General features: G+C 47.3%; 24 protein-coding genes. 15 read left to right on the top strand and 9 right to left on the bottom strand.

Annotated elements, in window-relative coordinates; translation table 11 throughout:
* Nucleotides 1-12: 12 nt before the first annotated feature.
* The gene (gene dinQ / locus HEN21_RS05125) at nucleotides 13-96 is read right to left on the bottom strand and encodes a damage-inducible type I toxin DinQ (RefSeq protein ID WP_001295215.1); all 84 of its coding nucleotides are present in this window, start codon (nucleotides 94-96) and stop codon (nucleotides 13-15) included.
* 743 nt (nucleotides 97-839) lie between these two features.
* Here dinQ and arsR point away from each other — a divergent pair.
* From arsR to HEN21_RS05100, 5 genes are all read left to right on the top strand, one after another.
* A complete protein-coding gene (gene arsR, locus HEN21_RS05120) occupies nucleotides 840-1,193 on the top strand; it encodes an As(III)-sensing metalloregulatory transcriptional repressor ArsR (RefSeq protein WP_000008959.1) in 354 nt (117 codons plus the stop codon).
* 54 nt (nucleotides 1,194-1,247) lie between these two features.
* Nucleotides 1,248-2,537 (top strand): arsenite/antimonite:H(+) antiporter ArsB, encoded by a 1,290-nt coding sequence (arsB, locus tag HEN21_RS05115; RefSeq protein ID WP_176251714.1) that lies wholly within the window; start codon nucleotides 1,248-1,250, stop codon nucleotides 2,535-2,537.
* Between the two features lie 12 nt (nucleotides 2,538-2,549).
* On the top strand, nucleotides 2,550-2,975 hold the full coding sequence (gene arsC, locus HEN21_RS05110) for a glutaredoxin-dependent arsenate reductase (protein WP_000065770.1): 426 nt from the start codon (nucleotides 2,550-2,552) through the stop codon (nucleotides 2,973-2,975).
* A gap of 386 nt (nucleotides 2,976-3,361) precedes the next feature.
* A complete protein-coding gene (gene slp / locus HEN21_RS05105; protein WP_001044202.1) occupies nucleotides 3,362-3,928 on the top strand; it encodes an outer membrane lipoprotein Slp in 567 nt (188 codons plus the stop codon).
* Nucleotides 3,929-4,069: 141 nt separating this feature from the next.
* Nucleotides 4,070-4,600: a helix-turn-helix domain-containing protein gene (locus HEN21_RS05100; RefSeq protein WP_000478613.1), complete on the top strand. Its 531-nt coding sequence runs from the start codon at nucleotides 4,070-4,072 to the stop codon at nucleotides 4,598-4,600.
* Nucleotides 4,601-4,661: 61 nt separating this feature from the next.
* Here the strand turns inward: HEN21_RS05100 and chuS are convergent, their stop codons facing one another.
* Nucleotides 4,662-5,690 (bottom strand): hematinate-forming heme oxygenase ChuS, encoded by a 1,029-nt coding sequence (gene chuS, locus HEN21_RS05095; protein ID WP_176251713.1) that lies wholly within the window; start codon nucleotides 5,688-5,690, stop codon nucleotides 4,662-4,664.
* A gap of 48 nt (nucleotides 5,691-5,738) precedes the next feature.
* A complete protein-coding gene (chuA, locus tag HEN21_RS05090) occupies nucleotides 5,739-7,628 on the bottom strand; it encodes a TonB-dependent heme/hemoglobin receptor ChuA/ShuA (protein WP_309245441.1) in 1,890 nt (629 codons plus the stop codon).
* A gap of 775 nt (nucleotides 7,629-8,403) precedes the next feature.
* Between chuA and shuT the strand changes: the two genes are divergently transcribed.
* From shuT to HEN21_RS05060, 6 genes are read left to right on the top strand one after another with little or no spacing between them, the layout of a single operon-like run.
* Nucleotides 8,404-9,327, top strand: a complete 924-nt coding sequence (gene shuT / locus HEN21_RS05085; protein ID WP_024191052.1) for a heme ABC transporter substrate-binding protein ShuT — start codon at nucleotides 8,404-8,406, stop codon at nucleotides 9,325-9,327.
* Nucleotides 9,328-9,346: 19 nt separating this feature from the next.
* Complete coding sequence (gene hutW / locus HEN21_RS05080) at nucleotides 9,347-10,684, top strand: heme anaerobic degradation radical SAM methyltransferase ChuW/HutW (RefSeq protein ID WP_001056418.1); 1,338 nt, start codon at nucleotides 9,347-9,349, stop codon at nucleotides 10,682-10,684.
* A 12-nt stretch (nucleotides 10,685-10,696) separates the two neighbouring features.
* Complete coding sequence (gene hutX / locus HEN21_RS05075) at nucleotides 10,697-11,191, top strand: heme utilization cystosolic carrier protein HutX (RefSeq protein WP_000020032.1); 495 nt, start codon at nucleotides 10,697-10,699, stop codon at nucleotides 11,189-11,191.
* Entirely contained in the window at nucleotides 11,191-11,814 is a 624-nt protein-coding gene (gene chuY / locus HEN21_RS05070; protein ID WP_000189340.1) for an anaerobilin reductase, read from the top strand. Before hutX ends, chuY begins: the two co-directional genes overlap by 1 nt.
* Nucleotides 11,815-11,865: 51 nt before the next feature.
* Nucleotides 11,866-12,858 (top strand): heme ABC transporter permease ShuU/ChuU, encoded by a 993-nt coding sequence (shuU, locus tag HEN21_RS05065; RefSeq protein ID WP_000910395.1) that lies wholly within the window; start codon nucleotides 11,866-11,868, stop codon nucleotides 12,856-12,858.
* Nucleotides 12,855-13,625, top strand: coding sequence for a heme ABC transporter ATP-binding protein (locus tag HEN21_RS05060; RefSeq protein ID WP_000622219.1), 771 nt, complete (start codon nucleotides 12,855-12,857; stop codon nucleotides 13,623-13,625). The genes shuU and HEN21_RS05060 overlap by 4 nt, the downstream gene beginning before the upstream one ends.
* A gap of 52 nt (nucleotides 13,626-13,677) precedes the next feature.
* On the opposite strand, the gene HEN21_RS05055 is transcribed toward HEN21_RS05060, so the two are convergent.
* The 3 genes from HEN21_RS05055 to hdeA all read right to left on the bottom strand — a co-directional run bounded on the left by HEN21_RS05055 (nucleotide 13,678) and on the right by hdeA (nucleotide 15,164).
* Nucleotides 13,678-14,325 carry an MgtC/SapB family protein gene (locus HEN21_RS05055; protein ID WP_016231541.1) on the bottom strand — a complete coding sequence of 216 codons (648 nt, stop codon included), beginning with the start codon at nucleotides 14,323-14,325 and terminating at the stop codon, nucleotides 13,678-13,680.
* Nucleotides 14,326-14,388: 63 nt separating this feature from the next.
* Nucleotides 14,389-14,715, bottom strand: a complete 327-nt coding sequence (gene hdeB, locus HEN21_RS05050; RefSeq protein ID WP_016158878.1) for an acid-activated periplasmic chaperone HdeB — start codon at nucleotides 14,713-14,715, stop codon at nucleotides 14,389-14,391.
* Nucleotides 14,716-14,831: 116 nt separating this feature from the next.
* Complete coding sequence (gene hdeA / locus HEN21_RS05045; protein ID WP_000756548.1) at nucleotides 14,832-15,164, bottom strand: acid-activated periplasmic chaperone HdeA; 333 nt, start codon at nucleotides 15,162-15,164, stop codon at nucleotides 14,832-14,834.
* 254 nt (nucleotides 15,165-15,418) lie between these two features.
* On the opposite strand from hdeA, the gene hdeD reads away from it, so the two are divergent.
* From hdeD to mdtF, 4 genes are all read left to right on the top strand, one after another.
* Nucleotides 15,419-15,988: an acid-resistance protein HdeD gene (hdeD, locus tag HEN21_RS05040; RefSeq protein WP_000965661.1), complete on the top strand. Its 570-nt coding sequence runs from the start codon at nucleotides 15,419-15,421 to the stop codon at nucleotides 15,986-15,988.
* Between the two features lie 732 nt (nucleotides 15,989-16,720).
* Complete coding sequence (gene gadE / locus HEN21_RS05035; RefSeq protein ID WP_000576683.1) at nucleotides 16,721-17,248, top strand: acid resistance transcriptional activator GadE; 528 nt, start codon at nucleotides 16,721-16,723, stop codon at nucleotides 17,246-17,248.
* A gap of 411 nt (nucleotides 17,249-17,659) precedes the next feature.
* Complete coding sequence (gene mdtE, locus HEN21_RS05030) at nucleotides 17,660-18,769, top strand: multidrug transporter subunit MdtE (protein WP_309246982.1); 1,110 nt, start codon at nucleotides 17,660-17,662, stop codon at nucleotides 18,767-18,769.
* 24 nt (nucleotides 18,770-18,793) lie between these two features.
* Entirely contained in the window at nucleotides 18,794-21,907 is a 3,114-nt protein-coding gene (gene mdtF, locus HEN21_RS05025) for a multidrug efflux pump RND permease MdtF (protein WP_105285992.1), read from the top strand.
* A gap of 353 nt (nucleotides 21,908-22,260) precedes the next feature.
* Here mdtF and gadW read toward each other — a convergent pair whose 3' ends face one another.
* The 3 genes from gadW to HEN21_RS22965 all read right to left on the bottom strand — a co-directional run.
* Nucleotides 22,261-22,989, bottom strand: coding sequence for an acid resistance transcriptional activator GadW (gadW, locus tag HEN21_RS05020; protein ID WP_000951546.1), 729 nt, complete (start codon nucleotides 22,987-22,989; stop codon nucleotides 22,261-22,263).
* Nucleotides 22,990-23,371: 382 nt separating this feature from the next.
* A complete protein-coding gene (gadX, locus tag HEN21_RS05015; protein WP_176251711.1) occupies nucleotides 23,372-24,172 on the bottom strand; it encodes a DNA-binding transcriptional regulator GadX in 801 nt (266 codons plus the stop codon).
* 367 nt (nucleotides 24,173-24,539) lie between these two features.
* On the bottom strand, nucleotides 24,540-24,619 hold an 80-nt coding region (locus HEN21_RS22965; RefSeq protein WP_286135164.1), incomplete at its 5' end, for a hypothetical protein.

The following is a 24,619-nucleotide window of genomic DNA, read 5'->3' as shown; positions in this document are numbered from 1 at the left end:
ACGTTTCCGCTATCAGTTCAGAAGCTGAAGCAGAAAGCGGATCAGTTCCAGCAGCGCAATTAACGCCCCAAGAACGATGATTGCTTTATCAATCACCCGTTTTCTCCATGCGATGGAGTGAGAATGCATCCGCTTACTCATCCACTGCCTGTCACGGCGCATGTCCCATTGTTAGATGTGGGCATTCTCACTCCGGCCAGAGCATCAGTTAACGGCACCACCCGTACTTCTGACCAGGACTTTGAAAGCGTTTATGCGCATTACCAGAGTGAAAATGCCTCAGAACTAACTGGATAATCATACAGTACATGCAGGTTATAAAACCAGCATGTCCTTGCAATAGTTTCAGTATGGTATTAGCATTGATGCGTTAGATGATGGCATTCTCACTCCAGCCAGAGCCACCAACTCTGGGCTGCAAAGTAAAAAAACCGACGCGAAGTCGGTTTTTTTACGTCCGGCTTCGGACAAGGCTTGGTACGGCAGCGACCCGATGAAAGTATATAAATCCTCTTTCACCAACATGTATAGCAAACTGTCCCTTCGCCAGCTGAAGAAATCGCTAACGCTTGCAATGTTAGCCACTGGCTAATAGTATTGAACCGTTAGATGTGGGCATTCTCACTCCGGCCAGAGCCACCAACTCAGGGCTGGAAAGTAAAAAACCGACGCAAAGTCGGTTTTTTTACGTCCTGATTCAGACCTCCTTTCAAATGAATAGCCAACTCAAAATTCACACCTATTACCATCTTCTGCACTTACACATTCGTTAAGTCATATATGTTTTTGACTTATCCGCTTCGAAGAGAGACACTACCTGCAACAATCAGGAGCGCAATATGTCATTTCTGTTACCCATCCAATTGTTCAAAATTCTTGCTGATGAAACCCGTCTGGGCATCGTTTTACTGCTTAGCGAACTGGGAGAGTTATGCGTCTGCGATCTCTGCACTGCCCTCGATCAGTCGCAGCCCAAGATATCCCGCCATCTGGCATTGCTGCGTGAAAGCGGGCTATTGCTGGACCGCAAGCAAGGTAAGTGGGTTCATTACCGCCTATCGCCGCATATTCCAGCATGGGCGGCGAAAATTATTGATGAGGCCTGGCGATGTGAACAGGAAAAGGTTCAGGCGATTGTCCGCAACCTGGCTCGACAAAATTGTTCCGTAGACAGTAAGAACATTTGCAGTTAAAAATTTTAGCTAAACACATATGGATTTTCGTATGTGTTTTATCCTGGAGGCATTATGTTACTGGCAGGCGCTATCTTTGTCCTGACCATCGTATTGGTTATCTGGCAACCGAAAGGTTTAGGCATCGGCTGGAGTGCAACGCTGGGCGCAATGCTGGCGTTAGTTACAGGTGTGGTTCATCCTGGCGATATTCCTGTAGTGTGGAATATCGTCTGGAATGCAACTGCCGCATTTATTGCCGTTATTATCATCAGTCTGCTGCTGGATGAGTCCGGCTTTTTCGAATGGGCGGCGCTGCACGTTTCACGCTGGGGCAATGGTCGTGGTCGCCTGTTGTTTACCTGGATTGTCCTGCTCGGCGCCGCCGTTGCAGCTCTGTTTGCCAATGATGGCGCGGCGCTTATTTTGACACCGATTGTCATCGCCATGCTGCTGGCATTAGGGTTCAGTAAAGGCACTACGCTGGCGTTCGTTATGGCGGCGGGGTTCATTGCCGATACCGCCAGCCTGCCGCTTATCGTCTCGAACCTGGTGAATATCGTTTCGGCAGATTTCTTTGGTCTTGGCTTTCGCGAATATGCTTCGGTGATGGTGCCGGTGGATATCGCCGCGATACTGGCCACGCTGGTGATGCTGCATCTCTATTTCCGCAAAGATATTCCGCTGAACTACGATATGGCACTGCTGAAAGAACCGGCAGAAGCGATTAAAGATCCTGCCACCTTCAAAACTGGCTGGGTTGTTTTACTGCTTCTGCTGGTGGGATTTTTCGTCCTGGAACCACTCGGCATTCCGGTAAGCGCCATTGCGGCGGTGGGTGCGCTGATTTTGTTTGTCGTCGCTAAACGCGGTCATGCTATCAATACGGGTAAAGTGCTGCGCAGTGCGCCCTGGCAGATTGTCATCTTCTCGCTCGGTATGTATCTGGTGGTTTATGGCCTGCGCAATGCGGGACTGACAGATTACCTTTCTGGCGTACTCAACGTACTGGCAGATAACGGTCTGTGGGCGGCGACGCTGGGCACCGGATTCCTCACCGCCTTCCTCTCTTCGATCATGAACAATATGCCTACGGTACTGGTTGGTGCGTTGTCTATTGATAGCAGCACGGCGTCTGGTGTGATCAAAGAAGCGATGGTTTACGCCAACGTTATTGGCTGCGATCTGGGGCCGAAAATTACACCTATTGGTAGCCTGGCAACGCTGCTCTGGCTGCACGTACTTTCGCAGAAGAATATGACGATTACCTGGGGATATTACTTCCGCACAGGAATTATCATGACCCTGCCGGTACTGTTTGTAACGCTGGTGGCGCTGGCGCTACGCCTCTCTTTCACTTTGTAATGAGATACTGATATGAGCAACATTACCATTTATCACAACCCGGCCTGCGGCACGTCGCGTAACACGCTGGAGATGATCCGCAACAGCGGTACAGAACCGACCATTATCCACTATCTGGAAACCCCGCCGACTCGTGATGAGCTGGTAAAACTCATTGCTGATATGGGGATTTCTGTTCGCGCTCTGCTGCGTAAAAACGTTGAACCGTATGAGGAACTGGGTCTGGCAGAAGATAAATTTACTGACGATCGGTTAATCGACTTTATGTTGCAACACCCGATTCTGATTAACCGTCCAATCGTGGTAACGCGGCTGGGAACCCGTCTTTGCCGTCCTTCGGAAGTGGTGCTGGAGATCCTGCCAGATGCGCAAAAAGGCGCGTTCAGCAAGGAAGATGGCGAGAAAGTGGTTGATGATTCGGGTAAACGATTAAAATAAACAAAGGGGGGCTGTGCCCCCAATCTCTGACGAACGCGTATCATTTCTTACCGGATGCATGATCGCGCAATTTCAGTAAATTGCGCTTCCTGCCCTCGCGGATAAATAGTTTCCATTTTAATAAATGGTTATCACCATAATGCTAATAATTAGTACTCCATGTAACATGAGAGAAAAAATAAACTCATTATAATAATTAAATAAAGAACTAATATTACAAGGAGGCGGATAATAACTTCATATGTCAATGCTATCCGGGACTAATGTTCAAGGATATAAATATCAGACAGGTTTACGTTACTATCAGGCATATCGCCTAAGAATCGGATGAAAACTATAAAGAAATATCTATTATGGTTTTAACATTTGTTGATAAGGATAGTAACATGAACAAGACAAAAGGTGCACTCATCTTCAGCCTTTCATTTTTTCTTGCCGCATGTAGTTCGATTCCGCAAAATATCAAAGGCAATAACCAACCTGATATTCAAAAAAGTTTTGTTGCTGTTCATAACCAACCAAATTTGTATGTTGGTCAACAGGCACGCTTTGGCGGTAAGGTTATCAACGTTATTAACGGCAAAACAGATACGTTGTTAGAAATCGCCGTATTACCGCTGGATAGCTATGCCAAACCTGAAATTGAAGCCAACTATCAGGGTCGCCTGCTCGCCAGACAAAATGGCTTCCTTGACCCAGTGAACTACCGCAATCACTTTGTTACCGTTCTCGGCACAATTCAGGGCGAACAACCTGGATTTATCAATAAAGTCCCGTATAACTTCGTTGACGTGAATGTACAAGGTATTCAGGTGTGGCATTTGAGAGAAGTGGTCAACACCACCTACAACCTGTGGGATTACGGCTACGGCGCATTCTGGCCTGAACCAGGCTGGGGCGCACCTTACTACACTAATGCGGTTAGCCAGGTAACACCAGAACTGGTGAAATGATTTAGTTTAAAGATGCAGATATTTTTCAAATATCTGCATCTTTAGTATGAATATTTATATATAACTATAATTATAATATCCTCTCTATTTATTACCTTTGGCACCTGATTATAAAGTTAATGTCCGCAACAGGAGTCGGTTATGTTTCTTATAATTACCAGGGATACAATGTTTTTCACCGCCATGAAAAATATTTTAAGTAAGGGTAATGTCGTTCATATACAGAACGAAGAAGAGATCGACTTAACATTGCATCAGAATGCCTTAGTGATTATTGACACGTTAATGAATAATGTCTTTCATTCTTCAATACTCAACAAAATTGAACATCTGAAGCCTGTTCATGTCATTGTTTTCTCACCGTTTAATATTAAACGTTGTCTGGGAAAAGTCCCGGTAACCTTTGTCCAGAGAAATATTACGATTATTGACTTTGTCGCGCTGCTTAATGGCAGTTACTGTTCTGTGCCAGAAGCGGATGTGTCACTCTCATGCAAACAACATCAGGTTCTGACCTGCATTGCTAATCAAATGACGACGGAAGATATTCTGGGGAAATTAAAAATTTCGCTGAAAACATTCTATTGCCATAAACACAATATTATGATGATTCTTAACCTTAAGCGGATCAACGAACTGGTACGTCATCAACATATTGATTATCTGGTCTGAACTCGCCAGCTGATATTTATAAAGAGACCCGGCGACCGCCAGACCTCCGCACAATTACGCTTTACGCAGTAACACCTTCCTGCGTCAATGCCGCAATCTGTTTACGCCATTGCGCTTGCTCCTGTTCGCCTTCTGTACGTTGACCATAGAGCTGCGCAATCTGCGTACCATCATGGGCAAACAATTCCAGACTGGTCACATAACCGTCACTGGCGGGTTTACGAGTAACCCAGGTTTCAGCAATGCACTCCTCTAAAAGGTGAAGAGTAAACGTTGGGTTGAAAATATTCAGCCAGCCTTTCATCGGCACAACTTTTTCAACCACACCGGTGAAGATCTGTACGCAACCACGGTTGCCAACAAATACCATGATCTCATTAGCGTCTTGCTGGGCGGATTCCAGTATCTGCGCCAGCGCACTGTTGGGCACTTTGCAGGCCAAATCGTCTGCCACCAGATTAAACGCCTGCTGACGAGTCAGGTTGTGGCGCTTGAGCAACGTAAAAAACTGATGAACGTCGGTCATCGCCCGCCACTCTTGCTCGACCACACTGGCATCTACGTCGGTTTGTGCGGCAGTCGCATCAGCGGCTTTTAACTCAAGCTGCGTATTCTCTTCGACGATAAAACGCCCCAGAAGCTCGTTCCATGCCGCCATGTCAGTATTGTCGGTGGCATAAACTTTCAGTAACGCATCGCCCTGATGATCAAAGAACTGAATACTCTGGCGTTCGCCGCGAGCCGTGGTTTCTTTTATATGGAAAACACTGTCCCACTGATTGAGAAACAGTCGCAAATCCAGCGCGCGCGGGTTGAGTATTAATCCGGCATGACCGTTCAAATGCTGGTTCGTGAAAGCACCAATCTGCTCATGAACAGCATACTCGTTCCGGCAAATACATTTGGTTTCGCCAACGCTTTCCAGTGCCGCCAGAATTTCACGAATATTGCCACGCATCCGCCACGCATCGTGCGTGACACGGGCAAATGCCAGCTCTGCTTCGCTAATATTCATTAAACCTACGATGTCACGCGCGTACTTTCCGGGATTTTGTTCTTTTAACTCAAGCCAGCGTGTGTAGTGGTTCATTGTCTCTCTTCCTTCCAGATAAACGCCCCGAAATATCGGGGCAGATGATTACCATTGATAACTCACGAAAATTTTTCCGTTACGACCATCCTGCGGGATACCCTGCGGCGACCAGTACTCTTTATCGAAGGCGTTGCCCAGTACCAGAGTGGTGGTCATGCCTTTGAGCGCCTGCTGTCCTTGATAACTAACGTAGAAATCATTCACGCCGTAGCCCGGTTGTTTACTGTAACTGCTGCTGACATGTGTTGAGCGATCGGCAAACGTACCGACCCAACCGACAGAGAAGCCGCTGTGGGCAATGGGAATATTCAGGGTGCTGGTAACAGTATCCGGGTTAATGCTGGAGATATATTCACCGGTATCAGTGTCTTTGCCACGGGTACGGTTATAGGCCACATCAAGGCTAAACAAATCAGTGGTATATTTCGTCATCACATCCCAACCCCAGATTTTGGCGTTCGGGACGTTATACGACATGGTCGTCGCCGCTGCGAAATCGACGGTGGTGGAGATGTAGTCCTTCGCTTTGGTATCAAAGTAGCTGGCTTTAAATTCCAGGGCATCATTGGACAACATCAGGTCATCAAAACGCAGCCCAAAGCCGTACTCCTGAGTTTCGTTGGTTTCCGGACGCAAATTCGGGTTCGGCACCCAATAGTTGGTATAGAAGCGACCAATCGAGAAGTGCTTAGAATCGTTATACATTTCGCCCATCGTCGGGGCGCGGAATGCCTGCGCATACGAGCCAAATAACATTAGCCAGTTGGTCGGGTTGATAGTCATACCTGCACGAGACGACCATTTGTCGGCATCCACATCTTTGTAGCCGTCGCTGCTACCGCGATAGCTGTCATAGCGGGTTCCGCCAAGCAAGGTAATCGGCAGATCGCGTAAGGTTATCTCATCTTGCAGCCAGCCAGAGCTGAAATCGATTTTCGCTTGCGGGAAGCCCGTCGTCGCACCGCCAGGATGTTGTTCCTGACGATAATACTCACCGCCATATGTCAGCAGATGAGAGGCAAAACTGTCGGCAAACAGAGTGGAACGGTTCTCCAGTTTGGCACCTTTTGTTGTCTGTTCACGATACTCGCCGGAACTCCCCGTGTTCTGCGCATTAATACGAACTTCCGACCAGTAAACTTTTGCATCGGCATTTAACCAGTCGTTGCCCAACGGAGCGAGTTTATAAGCAAGCTGCGCATCACGTTGAATCGTTGAGCGATCAACCATCGGGTTGCTGCTATCAGAAGCCTCAACGGTCTGCGGATTTTTGGGTTCACGCGCGTCGTTATTGTAATAACGCACTAACCCGCTCAGAGACTGGGCAGAATCAATTTGCCAGGTTCCTTTCGCCAGCATGTTGTTGATAGCCTCGTCATTCGGCGCGGTTTCACCATTGCTCTGGCGTAAATCACCACGATCGCGACTGGACCAGGCCACAATACCATCCAGATTTTCAGTTCGCCCAAAAGCACTGGCGCCCAGCCCCAGGCTATGGTCTCCCGTGCCGCCAGTGCCAAAGACACGAAAACCACTGCTTTGTCCTTCCTGCAATAAATCTTTTGCATCGACCGTATCGTAGGAGATAACCCCTCCCAGCGCGCCACTGCCATACAGTAATGCCGAAGGCCCACGGACAATCTCAACACGTTTGATCAGCGCCGGATCGAGAAAAGTACCATTCAGGTGTCCGGTATCAGTTCCCTGACGAACACCATCGACAAGAACCAGCACGCCGCGATGATCATAGCCACGCATATTCACATCCTGACCATTTGTGCGTCCCGTACCATCAAGAGTAATCCCAGGAACATGGCGCAGCAGATCGGTGGCTGAAGTGGCCGTTTGGTTTTCAGGGGCGGAAGTGTCGATAACGCTGACCATCATTGGCGCTTCGAAGGAACTGCGGGCATTCCCCGTTGCAGTAACAGTCATGGTTTCAGTAGCAAAAGCAATCGTCGGCAAGCTGGCGGAAACAGCCAAAGCCAACAAACTCAAGCGCAACGAGGTAAATTGCGGACGTGACATAGCGATTCTCCATGAGGAAAATAAAAAATGCTGGCTGCCTGGGTAAAAACCGGGGTGGCTGGCGAAAATAAATTTATTTACGATTCAAGGCGATAGTATTAGCCAGGTGAGTTAATTGGCGTTTATATCCCGTGAAATTACCTGGTATTTCTGACAATTGCGCAAATACACGCCCTCTTTATCAGGTCTGGTGGTACACCACGTCTGGAGTGAAGAGTGCAGTGCGTTATCCCTTACAAAAGTTATAGTTTCATTATCCATATGATCATGTGTTGTTAAATACCAACTTGATAATGAGAATTATTATCGATCAATTTTTTATGATCAAGCTTTTTTTAACCGCTATTAACACACTAAACAGGGGGTTATAAAATCTGTTTATGTCTCATCAACCACAGCCTCCTTGTCACAATTCGCCCCACCGTGCCGTAACGAATCTTTGTCGTTAACTGCAATAATTTTTCTATTTTTTTGCCCTACAACCCGCGACATTGCTGGAGTTGCACCTTTTTCTCGCCCCGAAATTCAGCCGTTGCAAAGAACGTTAGCTGACGAATCATCTTGATAAAAATCAAAAATAAATACGCTTGTAACGCCTTGCGTATTGAATCGATGGTGGTATTTCATATATAACTCAAATGATAATCATGATCATTCTCAATTTGATAAGAGTTCTCATATGATGCCAAGGATCACCACCAGGCCGTGTCTTTTTTCCCCACTAACGTTATGTATTTCAGCCGTGGCCTCTGCCGCGAAGACCACGGTAAATCATATCCCCATGAAAAAACTGTTTACGGCAGTACTGGCTCTTAGCTGGGCTTTTAGCGCAACGGCGACCGAACGTATCGTGGTTGCTGGAGGGTCACTGACGGAACTGATCTACGCGATGGGTGCTGGCAACCGCGTGGTTGGTGTCGATGAAACGACATCTTATCCACCAGAAACCGCCAAACTGCCGCATATTGGCTACTGGAAGCAACTGAGCAGTGAAGGCATTTTGTCACTTCGCCCGGATAGCGTAATTACCTGGCAGGATGCCGGGCCGCAAATTGTGCTCGACCAGCTACGGGCGCAGAAGGTCAACGTCGTCACCCTACCGCGTGTGCCCGCCACCCTTGAGCAGATGTACGCCAACATTCGCCAACTGGCGAAAACGTTACAGGTTCCTGAACAAGGCGACGCGCTGGTGACACAGATCAACCAACGCCTGGAGCGGGTACAGCAAAGCGTGGCGGCCAAAAAAGCTCCAGTTAAAGCGATGTTTATTCTCTCCGCAGGCGGCAGTGCGCCACAGGTTGCCGGTAAAGGCAGCGTCGCAGACGCCATTCTGTCGCTTGCCGGTGCAGAAAACGTCGCTACCCACCAGCAGTACAAAAGCTACAGCGCGGAATCGCTGATTGCGGCTAACCCTGAAGTGATTGTCGTCACCTCACAAATGGTCGATGGCGATATTAATCGGCTGCGTTCTATTGCCGGAATTACCCACACCGCCGCCTGGAAGAACCAGCGCATTATCACCGTTGATCAAAACCTGATTCTGGGAATGGGCCCGCGTATTGCTGATGTCGTTGAATCTTTACACCAGCAGCTTTGGCCGCAATAAACGGATTTAAATCAGACGTATGAACATGAAAAATACCCTGGATCTCACGCCACATTTTGCTTTAGACGGAGACCAGCCATTTAAAGACAGGCGCGCCATGATGCCGTTTCGTGGGGCCATTCCGGTCGCCAAAGAACAACTGGCACAAACCTGGCAAGAGATGATTGGTCAAACGACTTCACCTCGTAAACGACTGGTTTATCTGCATATTCCTTTTTGCGCGACACACTGCACGTTTTGTGGTTTTTATCAGAATCGTTTTAACGAAGATGCGTGCGCTCGTTACACCGATGCCCTGATTCGAGAAATCGAGCTGGAGGCAGACAGCGTATTGCATCAGTCCGCACCCATCCACGCGGTCTATTTCGGTGGCGGCACACCTTCCGCGCTCTCGGCGCGCGATTTGTCCAGAATCATCACCACACTACGAGAGAAATTACCGCTGGCACCCGATTGTGAAATCACCATTGAAGGCCGGGTACTGAATTTTGATGCTGATCGAATCGATGCTTGCCTTGACGCAGGAGCAAATCGTTTCTCGATTGGTATTCAGTCATTTAACAGCAAAATCCGCAAGAAAATGGCACGCACCTCTGATGGTCCGACCGCCATTGCGTTTATGGAAAGCCTGGTCAAACGCGACCGGGCTGCGGTGGTGTGCGACCTGCTGTTCGGCCTGCCAGGTCAGGATGCGCAAACCTGGGGAGAAGATCTGGCTATTGCCCGCGATATCGGTCTCGATGGTGTCGATCTCTATGCGCTCAATGTCCTGCCCAACACGCCGCTGGGCAAAGCCGTGGAAAACGGGCGCACTACCGTGCCCTCTCCGGCAGAACGTCGCGATCTCTATCTGCAAGGGTGTGACTTCATGGACGATGCCGGTTGGCGCTGCATCAGTAACAGCCACTGGGGTCGCACCACACGCGAACGTAATCTCTATAACCTGCTGATTAAACAGGGTGCCGATTGTCTGGCCTTTGGTTCCGGTGCTGGCGGTTCGGTTAATGGTTACTCCTGGATGAACGAACGTAATCTTCAGACCTGGCATGAATCCGTCGCGGCAGGCAAAAAACCGCTGATGATGATCATGCGTAACGCCGAACGTAACGCGCAGTGGCGTCATACCTTGCAGTCGGGCATTGAAACGGCGCGTGTACCACTGGACGAACTTACGCCACATGCCGAAAAACTCGCGCCGTTACTGGCTCAGTGGCACCAAAAAGGCTTAAGCCGCGATGCTTCAACTTGCCTGCGGCTGACCAATGAAGGTCGTTTCTGGGCAAGCAATATTTTGCAGTCTCTTAATGAACTGATTCAGGTACTTAATGCGCCAGCGATTGCGCTTGGAAAACCATAACAGGAGTGATTTATGAGCCATGTCTCGTTACAGGAATTTTTGAAAACGGAGCCAGACGGTACGCTGGAAGCGATCGCCGAACAATACAACACCACACTGCTGGAGGTAGTGAAAAATCTGCCCTCTCCGACGGTCGTGTCAGGCGATAAATTCGATACTGTCTGGGATACCGTCTGCGAATGGGGCAACGTCACCACGCTGGTGCATACTGCCGATGTGATCCTTGAATTTAGCGGAGAACTGCCTTCGGGTTTCCATCGTCACGGCTATTTCAACCTACGCGGAAAGCACGGCATGTCCGGGCATATCAAAGCAGAAAACTGCACACATATTGCCTTAATCGAACGTAAATTCATGGGCATGGACACCGCCTCTATTCTCTTTTTCAATAAGGAAGGCAGCGCCATGCTGAAAATCTTCCTCGGCAGGGATGACCATCGTCAACTCCTGAGCGAACAAGTCAGCGCCTTCCATGCTCTGGCGGCATCTCTGAAGGAACATGCCTGATGACGCCGTGGCTACTCTTTGGCGCAGGCGGAAAGGGAGTTGGAGCCAGAACGCTTGCACTGGCGCTGGCGGAACAACGTCCGGTCGTTGCTGTCGTTCGCCGTACAGACGCTGCGGCTAAACTGGCACAACAAGGTGTGCAGGTTTTTACAGGCGACGCCTGTGATGCCAGCGTGGTCGCAGCGGCCTGCCGCGCGGCTGGCCCGGATGCGCTTGTAATCTCAACAATGGGTGGCGCACAGGATTATCTGGCGCACAGAACAGTGATTGATGAGGCCGAAAAGGCCGGTATCAAGCGCATGATTCTGGTGACCTCTTTGGGATGCGGCGATAGCTGGCCGTTTTTATCGGATCGCGCCAAAGCCGCGTTTGGTCAGGCGGTACGGGAAAAAACGCTGGCGGAAAGCTGGCTGCAAACCAGCCAACTGGATTACGCCATTCTCCGTCCAGGCGGTCTGCTTGATGGCGCAGCAACGGGTAAAGCGTTACGGATACAAAATCAGGAATGCCATGGTTTTGTCCGCCGTGCCGATGTCGCTGCACATATTGCTGAACTGGCCAGTCAGCCGACACTCAACAAGCAGATCTACAGTCTGATTGAACCAGATCTGAAACCAGCGTAATCCCCTCCCGGCGCGGAATATCCGCGCCGTAATGTCGTAATGGAGTTTTGCGTGCTCAAGGATTCATTTTCTTCCGCCAGTGTCTTTATGGGGCTATCACTATTATTGCTTGCTCTGGTGCTGTTCGGTGCCAGTCAGGGAGCGTTAAAGATCAGTTTTGATGCCCTTTTTGATGAGGAATACCGCGATATCTGGCTGAATATTCGCCTGCCTCGCGTTTTACTGGCAGTGCTGGTAGGCGCAGCGTTGGCAACCGCCGGGGTGATTATGCAGGGGCTTTTTCGCAACCCAATGGCTGACCCTGGATTACTTGGCGTCAGTAGCGGTTCTGCATTAATGGTTGGCGTTGCTATTGTGCTGCCCTTCTCCTTCCCAGTGGTGCTGGTGCTCTATGAGCAAATGGTGTTTGCCATCGCCGGCAGTTTAGTGGTCTGTACCGTCATTTTTCTCATCACACAGCGCCATCGCGATGGCAGCATGATGCAATTGTTACTAGCCGGGATCGCCATCAATGCCCTGTGCGGTGCGGCGATCGGCATACTGAGCTATATCGGCGATGAACAGCAGCTACGACAACTGACATTATGGATGATGGGTAATCTCGGTCAGGCGCAATGGCCGACGTTATTGGTCGCCAGTTCATTCATTCTGCCAGCCATTATGGCAACAACCTGTCTCGCCGGAACGCTAAATTTACTCCAGCTTGGTGATGAAGAAGCCCATTACCTCGGCGTCAACGTAAAGCGTAAACGCCAGCAATTACTGTTGATTAGCTCACTGCTGGTTGGCGCTGCCGTATCGGTAAGCGGCATTATCGGCTTTATTGGCCTGGTGATCCCGCATCTGATTCGCATGACGACCGGGGCAAATCACCGCTGGTTAATCCCTTGCTCTGCCCTCGCCGGCGCCTGTTTATTGCTGATGGCAGACACGCTTGCCCGTACGCTGGTACAGCCAGCAGAAATGCCCGTGGGATTATTAACCAGTCTGCTTGGCGGCCCTTATTTTATGTGGTTGATTCTGCGTAACCGGAGGATCACATGATCAGCGCCAAAAACCTGGTTTATAGCCTTCATGGACGGCGTCTGACTGATAATGTCTCGCTGACTTTTCCCGGCGGAGAAATTGTTGCCATTCTCGGCCCTAATGGCGCGGGAAAATCCACGCTGCTTCGCCAGCTAACCGGCTACCTTCAACCTGATAGCGGCGAATGCCGGTTGTTTAATAAGCCATTAAATGAATGGTCAATCACCGAACTGGCGAAACACCGGGCCGTGATGCGTCAAAATAGCCACATGGCATTTCCATTCAGCGTACAGGAAGTTATCCAGATGGGGCGGCATCCGCATCGTACCGGCCATCAGAGTGGTGAAACGGTGCAGATTATGGCGTTATGCGACTGTCAGGCACTCGCTAACCGCGACTACCGGCAATTATCCGGCGGTGAACAACAGCGTGTGCAATTGGCTCGCCTGCTGGTGCAACTCTGGGAACCTGTCCCCTCACCGAAATGGTTATTTCTTGATGAACCGACGTCGGCGCTGGATATTCACCATCAACAACATCTGTTTCGTTTATTACGCCAGTTAGTTCGCGAACGGCAATTTAACGTCTGCTGCGTATTGCACGATCTTAATCTTGCAGCCCGTTATGCTGACCGTGTTGTTTTGATGCAAAAAGGAAAGGTTGTCGCAAATGGCAAACCGCAGGACGTATTGACACAACAGGCGCTGACAATGCTCTATGGCGCGGATATTACCGTGTTAAAAGATCCTGCCAACCACTCACCACTGATCGTCCTCGATCATTAAAACCAACAGGAGTACCGCTCTGGTACTCCTGCCGAATAAATAACGATACAGATTAGCTAATTGAAACGCCTTTCACCCCTGCCATGCCTTTTAATAATCGCAACAGGTCTTCTATCGACGTCGTGGCATGAAGCTGGATATCAATGGAAACCACGTCATGATCTTCATTTTCCTGCAACGAAACTAAATCTGTTTTTATTTTCTGCTGCTTAAACCAGTCGAGCATTGATACCGTATTACCGTTCACTAACGTCAGCTGTAAATGGTAATTTTTGTTCATCAGGCGGAAGGTTAATTGATGGAAGACTTCCAGCACCAGCAAGGTCATCACGGAACCGTAAATCCCCAGTTCATACATGCCGCTACCAATCACCATACCAATGGCTGCCGTTACCCAAATATCCGCAGCGGTCGTTAAACCGACAATATTTTGATTGCGAACGAGGATGTTCCCCGCACCGATAAATCCGACGCCAGTGACGACCTGAGCGGCAATACGGCTGGGATCAAGCCCGACATGATCCAACGCCAGCACATCAGCAAAACCATATTTCGACACAATCATGAACAGCGCACTGCCCATGCCAATCAAGACATGAGTACGTAAACCAGCACCCTTGCCGCGTATTTGCCTTTCTATGCCAATAGCACCACAAACAATTGCGGCCAGGATCAAACGAATAATAAATTCGGTAGTCATATAAAAACGCAAAAAGGAGCAGCAAGATGGCTCGGCTTGCTACTCCTTTTTACTTTATTCCTGTTAATTCGGCAGGACATTTGCCAATTTATCTTTAAAGGTATACAAATTTTTCTGCGGATTTTTCTTACAATATTCAATCACTTTAGGAATCTGAGTCAGGTCGGTTTCATTTAAGGTTACAGTATCGCCACCTTTATAAACCGTTTCTTCATGCAGCATCCACCATGCAACAGGTGTCATCGCTTTCGGATTCAGGTCAATAAATTCCTGACAAGTCATATCTTTAGCCGATTCATTAGCTGCCAGTGCAGATTGCGCATTAACCAGTGACAGTGCCGCTACAGCGCCAACGAAAACAATGGCTTTACGTAGAGATGCAATATTCATTTTACAACCCATTCAATAAATAATTGATATATGAACAGGAGGATTACCTGCTTTATAAGCAAGATATTCCGGCCTGTTCAATATTTAAGGAAATACGATGTAACGCATTCCCGTAATTACATATCTTTCTTAATTTTGTCCCATTCGCCTTTAACTTTATCTTTAAAGCTGGCTTTTTTATCCTGGGTACAAGCCTGAACGATCGCAGGGGTTACGGTTGCAATACCCTGAACATCTAAAACCGCATCTTCCGGTTTGTCTTTATTATTCAGAGCTTCAGCAAAACCGACAGCAGTCGGCTGGAAGGATTCGTCTACAGCCAGGAAGTCTTCACAGGTCCAGGAGTTGACAGGTTTTTTATTGTCAGCTGCTTTTTGCGCATCTGCTGCATTGCTCACTACAGGTAGAAGAAGCAGCCCACCAAGAATAACGCCTAATACTTTTTTCATCGTAATATCCTCAACTATAAAGTGAAAGAGCCGTCACGAATCAATTTCGACATTGAGGTTATAACCTGGTTTTCTGGGTATGTCATGTTGAGACAAAATATCAAAATCAGATATTTTTATTCTAATACAACAAGTTACACGGTCATCAAGCACGGTAATTAGGAAATTTTTATTAAATCAACTGCATTCTCAGATGCATTTTTGGCATAGATTGATAGCAGGGGTTTTCCTTCTTAAATTTATAGGGTGGTTCTATGTTATATATAGATAAGGCAACAATTTTGAAGTTTGATCTGGATATGCTTAAGAAGCATCGCAGAGCGATCCAGTTTATTGCAGTACTGCTGTTCATCGTCGGTTTACTGTGTATCAGTTTCCCGTTTGTTTCTGGTGATATTCTAAGCACGGTAGTTGGCGTATTATTAATCTGCTCGGGCATTGCACTTATTGTTGGATTATTCAGCAACCGCAGTCATAATTTCTGGCCTGTATTATCGGGGTTCCTCGTGGCAGTAGCCTATTTATTGATCGGCTATTTCTTTATCCGCGCACCGGAGCTAGGGATTTTCGCTATTGCAGCGTTTATTGCGGGTCTGTTCTGCGTCGCAGGGGTTATTCGCCTGATGAGCTGGTATCGTCAGCGTTCAATGAAAGGTAGCTGGCTACAACTCGTTATTGGTGTGCTGGATATCGTCATTGCCTGGATATTCCTTGGCGCAACACCGATGGTTTCTGTGACATTGGTATCTACCCTGGTAGGGATCGAACTCATATTTAGCGCCGCCAGCCTGTTCAGTTTTGCTAGTTTGTTCGTTAAAAAATAATAACTAGCCGACGTATCTCCGCTCTATTTTTTAGCCTGCCTCATAGTCACGCACAATGATTATGAGGTGGCTAATACCCACACCACCGCATAGCTACTTTGATAAAACACGTACTATCGTTGAAATAAATCGCGCACAGCGATTAAATCAACTATCTGAAATTTTTGTATTTTTTATTTATTTCACGGCGAATTAGCCATTTCAAACATTATCATGGCTGATATTTTTCGTTGTCAGGTTTAATGTTTTAGAAGTGCTGTGAGAAAGTGAACTGAAGGTTCCATAAACATCGATGCTATAGGTAGATAAACAAATATTACAGAGTTTATTTTTTCACTATCAATGCACTAAAAGAAAGCTGGCAATCCAATTGCCAGCTTAAATAGAAACAAGGAGACTCAATATTTAAATCGGATTACGCTTTAACTTTAGTAATATTCTTCAGAGATCACAAATGGATTATTTATAACTTATTCTTGGGTAGAAGTCCGCAGCGTGTTAATGTTTTGTTTATTAATTACAAATCAATAACAACCAGGAATCTTACCTAGGATCAATATATGGACCAGATGATGGCTAAATCTGAAGTTTTGATTAGTGTTAATAGACGTATTAGTTCACGAAGGGCAAGGTTCTTATAGGCGTTTACTATATTGAACACCATATTCGGACATGGATGTAAATAATGAAAAGGACAGCATGTTCGAAACGATAACGGCTAAGGAGCAAGTTATGATTTTTCTCATGACGAAGGATTCTTTTCTTTTACAGGGCTTTTTGCAGTTGAAAGATAATCACGAAATGATAAAAATCAATTCCCTGTCAGAGCTCAAAAGCATAGGCAACAAACCATTCAAGGTGATCATTGATACCTATCATAATCATATCCTTGATGAAGAAGCTATTAAGTTTCTTGAGAAATTAGATGCCGAAAGAATCATTGTTCTGGCACCTTATCACATCAGTAAACTGAAAAGTCAGTCGCCTATTTATTTTATCAGCCGCAAAGAAAGTATTAAAAACCTGATTGATATTACTTATGGAAAACACTTACCCCATAAGAATTCTCAATTATGTTTCTCGCATAATCAATTCAAAATTATGCAACTGATTCTGAAAAACAAAAATGAAAGTAATATCACATCAACACTAAATATTTCGCAGCAAACGTTAAAGATCCAGAAATTCAATATCATGTACAAGCTGAAACTGAGACGTATGAGCGACATCGTGACTCTGGGAATTTCTTCTTATTTTTAATAAGGCGCCGAAGTGACCCAGCGATAATTGTTTGAAATTAATGGCTGGCATGACGAGGGATGCAAATGCTGACTCCATTACTCCCGGTGATAACCCAAGGAGAAGCGAAAACGAATTTATTCCCCTGGTTTGTGTATCCACCAGTAGAAACCTTCGTTGCCCGGATGCAGACAGAGACTGTCGGCAGAACGGCAACATTTTTTTTGCCATTAACATCACGATATTGGTCGCTCTGCCTACATGCTCTCTCACAGGCTTACAAGCTCATGACTTGCATTATGCCGCTGGTCTGTAAATCCCTCATACCTCTCCCCGCACGCAATTCAAAGAACCGTTATTTCTCACGAGTTTTCAGGGACTAAAATGAACAGAAAAAGAATACTGTTAATACCGTTGTTATTCTGCGGCTCGATACTCACCGCCTGCGATGACAAATCGACGGAAAATGCCGCCGCGATGACACCTGAAGTGGGTGTGGTGACACTCTCTCCCGGTTCGGTCAATGTGATGAGCGAACTGCCCGGCAGAACTGTTCCTTATGAAGTTGCTGAGATACGCCCCCAGGTAGGCGGCATTATCATTAAACGCAACTTTATCGAAGGCGATAAAGTTAACCAGGGCGACTCGCTGTATCAGATTGATCCTGCACCTTTACAGGCAGAGCTGAACTCCGCCAAAGGTTCGCTGGCGAAAGCTCTCTCCACCGCCAGCAATGCCCGCATCACCTTTAACCGCCAGGCATCGTTGCTGAAGACCAACTACGTTAGCCGTCAGGATTACGACACCGCGCGCACCCAACTGAATGAAGCAGAAGCCAACGTCACCGTCGCCAAAGCGGCTGTTGAGCAGGCGACGATCAATCTGCAATACGCAAATGTCACCTCGCCGATTACGGGCGTCAGCGGAAAATCGTCGGTGACCGTCGGCGCATTAGTTACCGCTAATCAAGCTGATTCCCTGGTTACCGTGCAGCGTCTTGACCCGATTTATGTCGATCTCACCCAGTCAGTGCAAGACTTTTTGCGCATGAAAGAGGAAGTCGCCAGTGGGCAGATCAAACAGGTTCAGGGCAGTACGCCTGTGCAGCTTAATCTGGAAAATGGCAAACGTTACAGCCAGACCGGCACGCTGAAATTTTCCGACCCGACGGTAGATGAAACCACGGGTTCCGTCACGTTGCGTGCGATTTTCCCCAATCCAAATGGTGACTTACTGCCAGGCATGTACGTCACAGCATTAGTGGATGAAGGTAGCCGCCAGAATGTGTTACTGGTGCCGCAGGAAGGTGTTACCCACAACGCTCAGGGTAAAGCGACGGCGCTCATTCTGGATAAAGACGATGTCGTGCAGTTACGTGAAATTGACGCGACCAAAGCTATCGGAAACCAGTGGGTTGTTACCTCTGGTTTGCAGGCTGGCGATCGGGTGATCGTTTCCGGTTTGCAACGCATACATCCGGGTATCAAGGCACGCGCAATTTCCTCCAGCCAGGAAAACGCCAGCACCGAATCGAAACAATAACGTTGCAGGCTTAAGGGGACTTTCATGGCTAACTATTTTATTGATCGCCCGGTTTTTGCCTGGGTACTTGCCATTATTTTGATGCTCGCAGGCGGTCTGGCGATCATGAACTTACCGGTTGCGCAGTATCCGCAGATTGCGCCGCCGACCATCACCGTCAGCGCCACCTATCCGGGCGCTGATGCGCAAACGGTAGAAGACTCAGTCACTCAGGTGATTGAGCAAAATATGAATGGGCTTGATGGCCTGATGTATATGTCATCAACCAGCGATGCAGCAGGTAATGCATCCATTACCCTGACCTTTGAGACGGGAACATCGCCCGATATCGCGCAGGTTCAGGTACAAAATAAACTGCAACTCGCCATGCCATCGCTCCCCGAAGCGGTACAGCAACAAGGAATTAGCGTCAATAAATCGAGCAGCAATATCCTGATGGTGGCGGCGTTTATCTCTGATAACGGCAGCCTCAACCAGTACGACATCGCGGACTATGTGGCTTCTAATATTAAAGATCCACTCAGCCGTACCGCAGGTGTCGGTAGCGTACAGCTCTTTGGTTCAGAGTACGCCATGCGTATCTGGCTGGACCCGCAAAAACTCAATAAATACAATCTCGTTCCTTCTGATGTTATTTCCCAAATCAAAGTACAAAACAACCAGATTTCCGGCGGTCAACTGGGGGGAATGCCACAGGCGGCAGACCAGCAACTGAATGCCTCAATCATTGTGCAGACGCGCCTACAAACGCCGGAAGAATTTGGCAAAATCCTGCTGAAAGTTCAGCAAGATGGTTCGCAAGTATTGCTGCGCGACGTTGCTCGCGTCGAGCTGGGGGCGGAAGATTATTCCACCGTGGCGCGCTATAACGGCAAACCTGCCGCCGGTATCGCCATCAAACTGGCTACCGGGGCAAACGCGCTCGATACCTCGCGGGCAGTAAAAGCAGAACTCAACCGCTTATCAGCCTATTTCCCCGCCAGCCTGAAGACGGTTTATCCTTACGACACTACGCCGTTTATCCAAATTTCAATTCAGGAAGTTTTCAAAACGCTGGTTGAGGCGATCATCCTCGTCTTCCTGGTCATGTATCTGTTTTTACAAAACATTCGCGCTACGATTATCCCGACTATCGCCGTGCCGGTGGTTATTCTCGGTACGTTCGCGATTTTGTCGGCGGTCGGTTTTACCATCAACACCCTCACCATGTTCGGGATGGTGTTAGCTATAGGGCTTCTGGTGGATGACGCCATCGTGGTGGTGGAAAACGTCGAGCGCGTGATAGCGGAAGATAAACTGCCGCCGCAGGAAGCGACGCATAAATCGATGGGGCAAATCCAGCGTGCGTTGGTCGGGATTGCCGTTGTTCTGTCCGCCGTGTTTATGCCAATGGCCTTTATGAGCGGCGCGACCGGGGAAATTTATCGCCAGTTCTCCATTACGCTGATTTCCTCCATGTTGCTTTCGGTGTTTGTGGCGATGAGCCTGACCCCGGCACTTTGCGCCACCATTCTGAAAGCCGCACCGGAAGGTGGTCACAAACCGAACGCCTTGTTCGAACGCTTCAACCATCTGTTTGAAAAATCGACTCAGCACTATACCGACAGCACCCGCTCACTGCTGCGTTGCACTGGTCGCTATATGGTGGTTTACCTACTGATTTGTGCCGGGATGGCGGTACTGTTCCTGCGGACACCGACCTCTTTCTTACCGGAAGAGGATCAGGGGGTCTTTATGACCACCGCGCAGTTACCGTCAGGTTCCACCATGGTTAACACCACGAAAGTGCTGCAACAGGTGACTGATTACTATCTGACCAAAGAGAAAAATAATGTCCAGTCGGTGTTTACCGTTGGCGGCTTTGGCTTCAGCGGTCAGGGGCAAAACAACGGTCTGGCGTTTATCAGCCTCAAGCCGTGGTCTGAACGCGTCGGCGAAGAAAACTCGGTGACCGCAATCATTCAGCGGGCAATGGTGGCTCTGAGCAGTATCAATAAAGCGATGATTTTCCCGTTCAACTTACCTGCGGTAGCGGAGCTGGGTACAGCATCAGGTTTTGATATGGAACTACTGGACAACGGCAACCTGGGGCACGAAAAGCTGACCCAGGCGAGAAACGAGTTGTTGTCGCTGGCAGCACAATCACCCGATCAGGTAACAGCGGTTCGCCCGAACGGCCTGGAAGATACGCCGATGTTCAAAGTGAACGTCAACGCCGCGAAAGCCGAAGCGATGGGCGTGGAACTGTCTGATATCAACCAGACCCTCTCTACCGCCTTCGGCAGTAGCTACGTCAACGACTTCCTCAATCAGGGGCGTGTGAAAAAAGTGTATGTCCAGGCTGGAACGCCCTTCCGTATGCTGCCAGACAACATCAACCAATGGTATGTACGCAACGCCTCTGGCACGATGGCTCCGCTTTCTGCATATTCTTCAACAGAATGGACCTACGGTTCGCCGCGACTGGAACGTTACAACGGCATTCCGTCGATGGAGATTTTAGGGGAAGCCGCTGCCGGGAAAAGTACCGGTGACGCGATGAAATTTATGGCGGATCTGGTTGCTAAACTTCCGGCGGGCGTCGGCTACTCCTGGACCGGGCTGTCATATCAGGAAGCGTTATCATCCAACCAGGCTCCCGCACTGTATGCCATTTCACTGGTCGTGGTGTTCCTCGCCCTCGCCGCGCTTTATGAAAGCTGGTCAATTCCGTTCTCGGTGATGTTAGTTGTACCGTTGGGTGTCATTGGTGCATTACTGGCAACTGACCTGCGCGGATTAAGCAATGACGTCTACTTCCAGGTCGGGTTGCTGACCACCATCGGGCTTTCCGCCAAGAACGCCATCCTGATCGTCGAATTTGCGGTTGAGATGATGCAGAAAGAAGGGAAGACGCCGGTAGAAGCGATTATCGAAGCGGCGCGGATGCGTTTACGCCCAATCCTCATGACCTCTCTGGCCTTTATTCTTGGCGTGCTGCCGCTGGTTATCAGTCATGGCGCAGGTTCCGGCGCACAAAACGCGGTAGGTACAGGCGTTATGGGGGGGATGTTTGCAGCAACTGTGCTGGCAATTTACTTCGTTCCCGTCTTTTTTGTCGTTGTGGAACATCTCTTTGCCCGCATTAAAAAAGTGTAACGTATGAATGAGAGTAAGGTTGAACATGAGCGTTCGGCCTTACTCTTTCCTCGCAACCACTCACTACTCAACAACCAGCTAATCGTGAGGAATACCAGACTTAACAAACAGCAGTGAAAGTAGAAACCACTCCAGCCATTGGTCATCAATTTGAACAGCACAATACAGACCAGCATTCCCGTAATTATATGAATTGTTAGCTTAATAATCCCAAACATGCTGCGTCTTTTCCTCCTGAAAATACTAATACCCGTTTGCGAACTGCCAAAGAGAACTTGCCGTTGGTTCCGGCAGAGATAATCAGGAAAGAGTTTTACATGCAGCGAGTGTGAGATCCTGACCAATACCCAAAATCAGGAGAAGGTTCCCGGCGAATGCTGTGCAAACTGATGTGGTGTGATACCATAATATTGTCGAAATGTATTTATAAAGTACGACGTACTGCTATACCCACATTTTTCAGCAATGGTATGTAGAGGAACTTGCCGTAACTCAAGTAGTCTTCTGGCCATCGACATCCTCGAGGCGAGTAATATTTTACTGAAGCAAGTATTTTCTTCCTGCAACTTTTTTTTGATTAAGCTCTCACTGGTATACATTGTTTCTGCGATATCACGCAGATACCAACGCCTGGCTATATCAAAGCTAATAATACGTTCAACTTTCCCCGAGACAGTGCTGATACTGTTAAAAAGTAAAGGTATAAGCTCTTTCTTATGAGAAAACATTGATAAGCAGGAAAGATAGAGCATATTGCTCAATATCGGAGAATTTACAGCGGATTTAGCAAAACTATCAAAAATCGCTATCACCAGAGGCATGGGCGGCTCTGGGTTAATTAATAAACGATTTTTGTTATGTAGCCCCAAATTATGTGGTGCCTGACGAATATTTTGTAAGTAATGACAAACCGTCAGCTCATCGATATCCAGACGTCGCGTATCATGTGAACAAAACGAAAAATCGTCTGCCAAATTTTTCTCGAGTAGTAGAATACTCTCTTTGTTCAACGATATTTTTTGCTGTTCATGATAAATATCGAACGAACGGCAGGCGAGGATCACCGAGCAAACATGAGCCATGACTATCCCTTATATTCCATTACTGCGATTATTTCAATTTCAGTATACTGATGAAATGATGCCTGACTGTTCCTCAGGGCTAAAACTGCCATATTTAGTAGGATCATAATTTACCTATTACGCAAATTTGCATAACAGTTAATTGGAAGTAAGTAAATACAATAAAACTATATTTTTAAAAATCGTATAGCCTATGTTTATAAAAATTTGGCTGATCTTATCTCCAGCAAACGTTATATTTAACTTACTGAGAGCACAAAAGTTTCCCGTGCCAACAGGGAGTGTTATAACGGTTTATTAGTCTGGAGACGGCAGACTATCCTCTTCCCGGTTCCCTATGCCGGGTTTTTTTTATGTTCGGGCAGACTTTGTAATCTTATTCTTACAGCCGAACTATAAAATTTTCCTCTGTAACAAGCCTTGTCATTGAGTCGCCATTGAACCTTCCTTGTGCTATTTGTTCCTGATACTCTGTGGGTGTCATCCCATAATAATTTCGAAAAACGTAAATAAAATATGACATGCTGTTATAGCCACAGGACATTGCTACACGTTTTATTGGAATACCAGGCATTACAACAAGTTGTAATGCACGCTGCATTCTACATTCGGTGAGCAGTTGTGAATAAGACGTATCTTCTTCACGCAATTTTTTCTTTAACAGACTCTGACTCATCAGTAACTCGTTGGCGATCTGTGATAATGTCCATTGATGAGCGATATTATTGTTGATAACTGTACAAACTCGCGTGCGCATATTGGGATGTAATATGTTCACAAGTAGCGGTATAAACTGCTCATCCTCAAGAAAAACTGACAATAATGCAAATATTAATGCTCTTTTGCGCAATACCTCACCATAGCGGAGATTATGTTGCTGCGAGAGTTGTGCAACTTCCTGAAAAACTGGAATTTCTTTGGCGCAGTGGTGAATAATTAACGAAGGTGCTTTTTTATGAGTATGGAAAATTAATGCCTCCTCCTTGAGCATCTGGAGAAATAATGAAAGCGTTTCCTTCGTGACAAATACCAAATTTTCTAAGGAGTTAGAAACTAAAACCTGACTTGCATCCGCGCAGACCAAATCACCGCCATTCAAATAGCGATATTCACCATTAGCCACGGTGAGAATATATTTATGTGTTGCGTACGCAATGAGACAAGTGCCATGTTGTGATTGCATAGTTGACTTAATATAACATAAACATATTACTGTTTATTAATGTAGCACGCATTATATCTAAGTCAAATTTACTGGCGTATAAATTTAAACGAAGCGGTAAGAAAAAGGATAATGAGTGGAATAAATTGCGCAGTATTATGGTATTTATAATACAAAAATGCATAGATAAAAATGCAAGATAATGAATACCAGGCGAATAATACCTTAAGGTGATATTTCACTTATACCATTATAATTTATAAACATTCATACTTTATACAACTTAATAACAATATGAATATAAACCAATATTTCCGGGTTATTTTCTGGGCGAACTCTCAGCCCCGACTTGCCAGCCGGGGCTGAGGTCCCTTATAGCATCCTGTTATCAGGTATGTTTAAAGCTATTTTGATGAGCAATACCCTGCAATTTCGGGTGATCGCTGAGATATTTCAGGGAGGCTTTGT

Source organism: Escherichia sp. 93.1518 (assembly GCF_013368915.2).
Taxonomy (GTDB): domain Bacteria; phylum Pseudomonadota; class Gammaproteobacteria; order Enterobacterales; family Enterobacteriaceae; genus Escherichia; species Escherichia ruysiae.
This window is presented reverse-complemented; position numbering and strand designations above follow the sequence as displayed.

Bases quoted from the DNA above. Each gene is read 5' to 3' on its own strand.
- arsR (WP_000008959.1), top strand. From the start codon at position 840: ATGTCATTTCTGTTACCCATCCAATTGTTCAAAATTCTTGCTGATGAA.
- arsB (WP_176251714.1), top strand. From the start codon at position 1,248: ATGTTACTGGCAGGCGCTATCTTTGTCCTGACCATCGTATTGGTTATC.
- arsC (WP_000065770.1), top strand. From the start codon at position 2,550: ATGAGCAACATTACCATTTATCACAACCCGGCCTGCGGCACGTCGCGT.
- slp (WP_001044202.1), top strand. From the start codon at position 3,362: ATGAACAAGACAAAAGGTGCACTCATCTTCAGCCTTTCATTTTTTCTT.
- HEN21_RS05100 (WP_000478613.1), top strand. From the start codon at position 4,070: ATGTTTCTTATAATTACCAGGGATACAATGTTTTTCACCGCCATGAAA.
- chuS (WP_176251713.1), bottom strand. From the start codon at position 5,690: ATGAACCACTACACACGCTGGCTTGAGTTAAAAGAACAAAATCCCGGA.
- chuA (WP_309245441.1), bottom strand. From the start codon at position 7,628: ATGACTGTTACTGCAACGGGGAATGCCCGCAGTTCCTTCGAAGCGCCA.
- shuT (WP_024191052.1), top strand. From the start codon at position 8,404: ATGCCAAGGATCACCACCAGGCCGTGTCTTTTTTCCCCACTAACGTTA.
- hutW (WP_001056418.1), top strand. From the start codon at position 9,347: ATGAACATGAAAAATACCCTGGATCTCACGCCACATTTTGCTTTAGAC.
- hutX (WP_000020032.1), top strand. From the start codon at position 10,697: ATGAGCCATGTCTCGTTACAGGAATTTTTGAAAACGGAGCCAGACGGT.
- chuY (WP_000189340.1), top strand. From the start codon at position 11,191: ATGACGCCGTGGCTACTCTTTGGCGCAGGCGGAAAGGGAGTTGGAGCC.
- HEN21_RS05060 (WP_000622219.1), top strand. From the start codon at position 12,855: ATGATCAGCGCCAAAAACCTGGTTTATAGCCTTCATGGACGGCGTCTG.
- HEN21_RS05055 (WP_016231541.1), bottom strand. From the start codon at position 14,325: ATGACTACCGAATTTATTATTCGTTTGATCCTGGCCGCAATTGTTTGT.
- hdeB (WP_016158878.1), bottom strand. From the start codon at position 14,715: ATGAATATTGCATCTCTACGTAAAGCCATTGTTTTCGTTGGCGCTGTA.
- hdeA (WP_000756548.1), bottom strand. From the start codon at position 15,164: ATGAAAAAAGTATTAGGCGTTATTCTTGGTGGGCTGCTTCTTCTACCT.
- hdeD (WP_000965661.1), top strand. From the start codon at position 15,419: ATGTTATATATAGATAAGGCAACAATTTTGAAGTTTGATCTGGATATG.
- gadE (WP_000576683.1), top strand. From the start codon at position 16,721: ATGATTTTTCTCATGACGAAGGATTCTTTTCTTTTACAGGGCTTTTTG.
- mdtF (WP_105285992.1), top strand. From the start codon at position 18,794: ATGGCTAACTATTTTATTGATCGCCCGGTTTTTGCCTGGGTACTTGCC.
- gadW (WP_000951546.1), bottom strand. From the start codon at position 22,989: ATGGCTCATGTTTGCTCGGTGATCCTCGCCTGCCGTTCGTTCGATATT.
- gadX (WP_176251711.1), bottom strand. From the start codon at position 24,172: ATGCAATCACAACATGGCACTTGTCTCATTGCGTACGCAACACATAAA.